General features: G+C 36.0%; 5 protein-coding genes. All 5 read right to left on the bottom strand.

Features of this window, described 5'->3' with window-relative positions; all coding sequences use genetic code 11:
- Positions 1–206: 206 nt before the first annotated feature.
- The 5 genes from purT to hflX all read right to left on the bottom strand — a co-directional run bounded on the left by purT (position 207) and on the right by hflX (position 6314).
- The gene (gene purT, locus Q0K76_RS07110) at positions 207–1388 is read right to left on the bottom strand and encodes a formate-dependent phosphoribosylglycinamide formyltransferase (protein ID WP_294613532.1); all 1182 of its coding nucleotides are present in this window, start codon (positions 1386–1388) and stop codon (positions 207–209) included.
- An 80-nt stretch (positions 1389–1468) separates the two neighbouring features.
- Positions 1469–2767 carry an adenylosuccinate synthase gene (locus tag Q0K76_RS07105; RefSeq protein WP_294613529.1) on the bottom strand — a complete coding sequence of 433 codons (1299 nt, stop codon included), beginning with the start codon at positions 2765–2767 and terminating at the stop codon, positions 1469–1471.
- An 18-nt stretch (positions 2768–2785) separates the two neighbouring features.
- On the bottom strand, positions 2786–3739 hold the full coding sequence (gene hflC, locus Q0K76_RS07100; protein WP_294613526.1) for a protease modulator HflC: 954 nt from the start codon (positions 3737–3739) through the stop codon (positions 2786–2788).
- A gap of 14 nt (positions 3740–3753) precedes the next feature.
- Positions 3754–4995 (bottom strand): FtsH protease activity modulator HflK, encoded by a 1242-nt coding sequence (gene hflK, locus Q0K76_RS07095; protein ID WP_294613523.1) that lies wholly within the window; start codon positions 4993–4995, stop codon positions 3754–3756.
- Between the two features lie 23 nt (positions 4996–5018).
- Positions 5019–6314: a ribosome rescue GTPase HflX gene (gene hflX, locus Q0K76_RS07090; RefSeq protein WP_294613520.1), complete on the bottom strand. Its 1296-nt coding sequence runs from the start codon at positions 6312–6314 to the stop codon at positions 5019–5021.

Genomic DNA, 6314 nt, shown 5'->3' with positions numbered 1-6314 from the left:
TCGCAAGTGCCCACACAGATTGTCTGTTTCTTAATTTTTAAAGAGCTGACAGCTTTTTTACTTAACTTTCCTCAACCTTTCCGTTGATTCAGTTTGCTGTCTCAAGGGTTGCGTATGTTACTCATTTCACCTGCTTACGTCAACCCCTATTTTTGCTTTTTTAAATATTTTGAATTGATTGATGACTTTTTACCCAAACTCTTATATTACAACTTAATTTCTACTTGATTTGCTACTTTGATAGCTTTGTTAACTGCTTCTTTAATATTTATTGCTCGAGCCAATGCAACACCCATTCGTCTGGTACCTTTTACTTCTGGTTTACCAAATAAACGTAAATCAGTTTGTGGTTCATTTAAGGCCTTTTCTATATTAATAAATGAAACCTGTTTTGAAGTGCCATTAACTAAAATAACTGCTGATGCACTAGCGCCAAATAATTCAACAGAAGTTATTGGTAATCCTAAAATAGCTCTAGCATGTAAAGCAAATTCAGATAAATTTTGTGAAATCAATGTCACCATACCTGTATCATGAGGGCGTGGTGAAACTTCATTAAACCAAACTTGATCACCTTTCACAAATAATTCAACACCAAATACTCCTCGCCCACCTAATGCCTCAGTTATTTTGATAGCAATTTCTTTAGATATAGCTAAAGCTGCTTTAGACATATGTTGTGGTTGCCAAGATTCTCGGTAATCTCCTTTTTCTTGGCGATGACCAATAGGTTCACAAAATGCCACACCATTAATATGTCTAACAGTTAATAGCGTAATTTCATAATCAAAGTCAATAAAACCTTCAATAATAACTTTTCCTTTACCGGCTCGACCACCTTCTTGAGCAAGTTTCCATGCGGCATCAAGATCAGCGTCATTACGTAATAAAGATTGTCCTTTTCCGGATGAACTCATAATGGGTTTAACTAAACAAGGAAAACCTAGTTCTTTAACTGCATTTTGATATTCAGCTTCAGTCGAAGCAAATTGATAGGGTGATGTAGGTAAATTTAGCGTTTCTGCTGCTAGACGGCGAATACCTTCTCGATTCATGGTTAGTTGTGTCGCTTTTGCTGTTGGAATAACCGTAAATCCTTCTTTTTCAAGCTCAACTAAAGTTTCAGTTGCAATTGCTTCGATTTCAGGAACAATATAATCTGGTTTTTCAGCTTCAACGACTTTTCTTAAAGCATTACCATCTAGCATATCAATAGTATAAAAGCGATGCGCAACCTGCATCGCAGGTGCGTTAGCATAACAATCTACAGCAATGACCTCACAACCCAATCGTTGTAATTCAATTACAACTTCTTTAGCAAGTTCACCGGCACCACAAAGTAATACTTTTGTAGATGATGGTGATAATGGGGTACCTAATATGGTCATAACTACCTCTAACACTTGATCTAAATATTGTATAAAAACAAAAATCGGGATAATTATCCCGATTTTTTAATATTCAAATATTATACTTGGTAAGGATCTCGTAAGATCATAGTTTCATTTCGATCCGGACCGGTTGAGATAATATCAATCGGCGTCTCGGTTAATTCCTCAATTCGCTTAATGTAAGCTTTTGCAGCCTGTGGTAATGCGTCATAACTTTTAATACCAAAGGTTGATTCGCTCCAACCCGGCATTGACTCATAAATAGGTTTAACTAAGCTCCATTCTTCAGCTGCTGCTGGCGCAGTTGTTATCACATCTCCATTTGGCAATTGATAACCAACACAAATTTTCACTTCTTTAAGCCCATCTAACACATCCAGCTTAGTTAAGCAAAAACCAGAAACTGAATTGAGTTGTACTGCTTTGCGAATAGCAACTGCATCAAGCCAACCAGTACGACGACGACGACCTGTTGTCGCCCCAAATTCGTTACCTTGTTTACAAAGATATTCACCTATATCATCAAATAGCTCGGTTGGAAAAGGTCCGGCACCAACACGGGTAGAATAAGCCTTAACAATTCCTAATACATAGCCAACATAACGAGGACCAAATCCAGAACCCGTTGCCACACCGCCAGCAGTAGTATTAGAAGAAGTAACAAAAGGGTAAGTACCATGATCAATATCAAGTAAAGTACCTTGTGCGCCTTCAAACATGATTTTTTCACCCTTTTTACGGGCATTTTCTAAAAGTGCAGGAATATCGGCGATCATAGCTACAAGAACATCAGCAATGGCGGAAGTATCATCTAGTACTTTTTGATAGTCTACTGGTTCAGCTTTATAGTAATTAACTAATTGGAAATTATGGTATTCCATGACTTCTTTTAATTTTTCTGCAAATGCTGTGCGATCGCGCAAATCACCAACACGAAGTCCCCTACGTGCAACTTTATCTTCATATGCTGGCCCAATACCTCGACCCGTAGTACCAATTGCTTTACTACCTCGAGCTTTTTCTCGAGCCTGATCTAGTGCAATATGATAAGGAAGAATTAAAGGACACGATTCAGAAATAAGCAACCTGTCTCTAACAGGAATGCCTTTATCTTCTAGTTCTTTCATCTCTTTCATTAATGCATCAGGACATAGTACTACACCATTTGCGATAATACTGATTACATCATTACGTAATATTCCTGAAGGAATCAAATGTAATACCGTTTTTTCACCATTAATAACTAATGTATGACCCGCATTATGTCCGCCTTGATAGCGTACTACATATTTGGCTTTCTCTGTGAGTAAATCAACAACTTTACCTTTGCCTTCATCACCCCATTGTGTACCTAGCACAACAACATTATTACTCATAGATTATTACTCATTTGGTTATTTTTTATTAGATTTTAATTTCATATACTGAAAAAATTCACTATCAGGACTAATGACCATAACATCATTACCCATAAAACTTTGTTCATAAGCTTTTAAACTTCTGATAAAACTAAAGAACTCTAAATTTTTACCAAAAGCATCTGCATAAAGTTTAGCTACATTGGCATCACCTTCTCCACGAATAGTACGTGATTGTCGTTGAGCTTCTGATAATATCTTTGTAGCTTGAAGCGTCGCCCTAGCTCGTTCTTCTTCGGCCTTTTTAACTCCTTCAAATCGCTTATCACGAGCAATAACTTCACGTTCCGATCTCATCATTTCATAAATCGAGCCAGATACCGCTGGAGGAAAGTTAATCTTTTTTATACGTACATCAATCACTTCCACACCGAATGCTTTTAAACTAGTTTTACTATTTCCAGGGTCTTTTTTTGCTTCAGCAACAAGTTTATCAATAGGCACGTTATCAACTGTTTCTTGAGAAGTACCATTTAATGCATCTTTAACTCTAATCATTAAAGAATTTCGTGATTTGGTATCGGCATTAGAATCGTTAATAATATCTTTATTATTTAACTTACCGATTTCAGCTCGTAACCGACCGTTTAACCTAGCTAATAGTAAATCTTGAACATTATTACCACCTGCTATAGTTTCATAATAACGATTAAAATCAATAATCTTCCATTGTACGAAATAATCAACAATCAATTCTTTTTTTTGTACATTAAAAAATCTTTGTTCAGAACTATTGATAGTTTGAATTTTGGCATCGATAACTTTGATACTATCCATACCAGGAATTTTAAAATGCAAGCCTGGCTCAGATAATCCAATAATTTTATTAAACCGTAACACAACACCCCGGTAACCTTCTTCAATGACATAAGCACTTGAAAAAAATACCCCAATTAAAATTAAAACTAGAGGGATCAATAATTTACGCATACTCATTTTTCTCCTTATCGTCCCATAGTTCGTGTAGTATTACCATTAATACTACCTTTATTAGTGGTAACACCATTTTGTGATTCTGGTGTTATTTGAGGTGTGCTTTTTATCACATTAGAAGAACTTGGTATACTAAAATTGTAGTCACTATTTGAATTTGATAAGTTCATAGAATCCGAAGCTTGTTCACTTTTATCTTTCAATAATTGTTCTAATGGCAACACCATCAAATTACCATTTTTATCATTGACAATTACCTTATTAGTTTTAGCTAATATTTTTTCCATAGTTTCAATATATAAACGCTCTTTAGTAATTTCTGGTGCCGCTTTATAGTATGGTAATATTTGTTCAAAGCGGGCAATATCACCAGTAGCTTCAAGTTCAACACGAACTTTATAAGCATTGGCATCGGCTAAAATTCTGGCAGCACGACCTTCAGCTTGTTGCACTAACTGCACTTTATCGGCTTCAGCTTGCTTAATTGCGCGTTCACTATCACTTTGAGCACGAATAGCATCTTCATAGGCATCTTGTACTTCTTCAGGTGGACGAGCAACTTGGAAGTTCAAATCAACAATACTAATGCCCATATCATAATGATTAATAACATTCACTAACTCATCTTTAGTACTAGATTCAAGTGCAGCTCGCCCATCAGAAATAATTGCATCTATATTAGAACTCCCAACAGCTGTTCTTAGCGCACTATCGGCCGCTTGATCTAAACTTTTTTCAACATTAGTTACATTAAACAAGTACTTTATAGGATTACTAATTCGATACTGTACATTCATCTCAACAAAAACTAAATTTTCACCAGTGGTAGCGGTGGTGACAGTGGTAGCAGTGGTAACAATAGAGCCGCCTACGTTAAAATTACGCGTACCTTGAGTATCAACGATATACACTTTATCGATCAATGTTGGCTTCCAATTTAATCCTGGTTGAATAATTTCAGGTTGAACATGCCCAAAGCGAGTAATCACGCCACGTTGACTTTGGTTAATAGTATAAAAACCACTTACTCCCCAAACGAGGATTAATACAACAATAACCGCACCAATAATTTTAGAGGTATTCATAGGCAATTTAACTCCTGACGAACCACCATTATTATTGCTCAATTTACCTTTATTTAAGAGGTCTTTAATCTTATCCAATAAACCAGCCGATGAACCGGAAGGTTTTTTGTTATTATTACCCCATGGATCGTTATCTTGTCCGTTATTTCCGGGCTGATTCCACGCCATATTTTATATGCTCCATTTAACAATTAGTTGTTATTTTGCGTATTAATTAAGTATAACAGATCTGGCTCTTGTTTACAGAGGCGATTCCATTCTATTGCAGGCATTCTCACATCTAAGTGAAAACTACCATCTTCATTAATAAATTCATGTTCTACCGCATTTAGTTGATAAAGCCGGCTTCTTAATCTTGCTAAATAAGTAGGTAAATTTAAATGACATATTTGAACTTGTTTAGCAAGCCGTTCTTTTAATGCAATAAATAGAAGATCTAATCCTAAACCATTTTGTGCGGAAATCCAAACACGAATTGGCATACCGTCTTCATCACGATCAATACATGGCTGCTTGCCTTCAATTAAATCGATCTTATTCATGACTAACAAGGTTGGAATATTATCAGCGTCAATTTCAAATAATACTTCATTAACTGCCTGTATATTATCTAATATATTAGGATTAGCAGCATCAACTACATGCAACAAAAGTGTAGCTTCTTGTGTTTCAAGTAATGTCGCTTTAAACGCAGCAATTAAATCATGTGGTAAATGACGAATAAAACCAACGGTGTCAGCAAGGACGACGTCACCAACATCATCAACAACAATACGCCTCAATGTTGGATCGAGTGTGGCAAACAATTGATCAGCGGCATAAACATCAGCATTAGTTAATACATTAAATAATGTGGATTTCCCCGCATTAGTATAGCCTACTAATGATACGGTTGATAAATCAGCTTTATTTCTTGATTGACGATTTTGATTTCGTTGTTTTTCAACTTTAGCCAGTCTGGATAAAATCAATTGGATTCGTTGGCGAATTAATCGCCTATCTGTTTCTAATTGAGTTTCACCTGGTCCACGTAACCCTATCCCACCTTTTTGCCGTTCTAAATGAGTCCAACCACGCACTAAACGTGTCGATAAATACTGCAACTGCGCTAGCTCAACTTGTAATTTACCTTCATGAGTTCTAGCACGTTGTGCAAAAATATCTAAAATTAATCCCGTTCTATCAACCACTCGACATTCACAAAATTGTTCAAGATTACGTTCTTGAGTTGGTGTTAATGAGTGATTAACTAAAATTACCGACACATCTAGCTCTTTGACTTTTTCGGCAATTTCTTGTGCTTTACCTTCACCAATAAAATATTTGGCTTGTGGTGCTTTTCTTGAGGTAGTTACGATATCAAGAATCTCAATTTGAGCTGAAGATACTAAAACTTCAAACTCTTTGAGATCCTCAATATCGCTTTCTTGAGGGAAAAATACATGGACTAATAAGGCTGATTCACCGCCTTTATATCTTTCAAACAA

This window comes from uncultured Gilliamella sp. (genome assembly GCA_945271295.1).
GTDB lineage: Bacteria > Pseudomonadota > Gammaproteobacteria > Enterobacterales > Orbaceae > Gilliamella.
This window is presented reverse-complemented; position numbering and strand designations above follow the sequence as displayed.

Bases quoted from the DNA above. Each gene is read 5' to 3' on its own strand.
- purT (WP_294613532.1), bottom strand. From the start codon at position 1,388: ATGACCATATTAGGTACCCCATTATCACCATCATCTACAAAAGTATTA.
- Q0K76_RS07105 (WP_294613529.1), bottom strand. From the start codon at position 2,767: ATGAGTAATAATGTTGTTGTGCTAGGTACACAATGGGGTGATGAAGGC.
- hflC (WP_294613526.1), bottom strand. From the start codon at position 3,739: ATGCGTAAATTATTGATCCCTCTAGTTTTAATTTTAATTGGGGTATTT.
- hflK (WP_294613523.1), bottom strand. From the start codon at position 4,995: ATGGCGTGGAATCAGCCCGGAAATAACGGACAAGATAACGATCCATGG.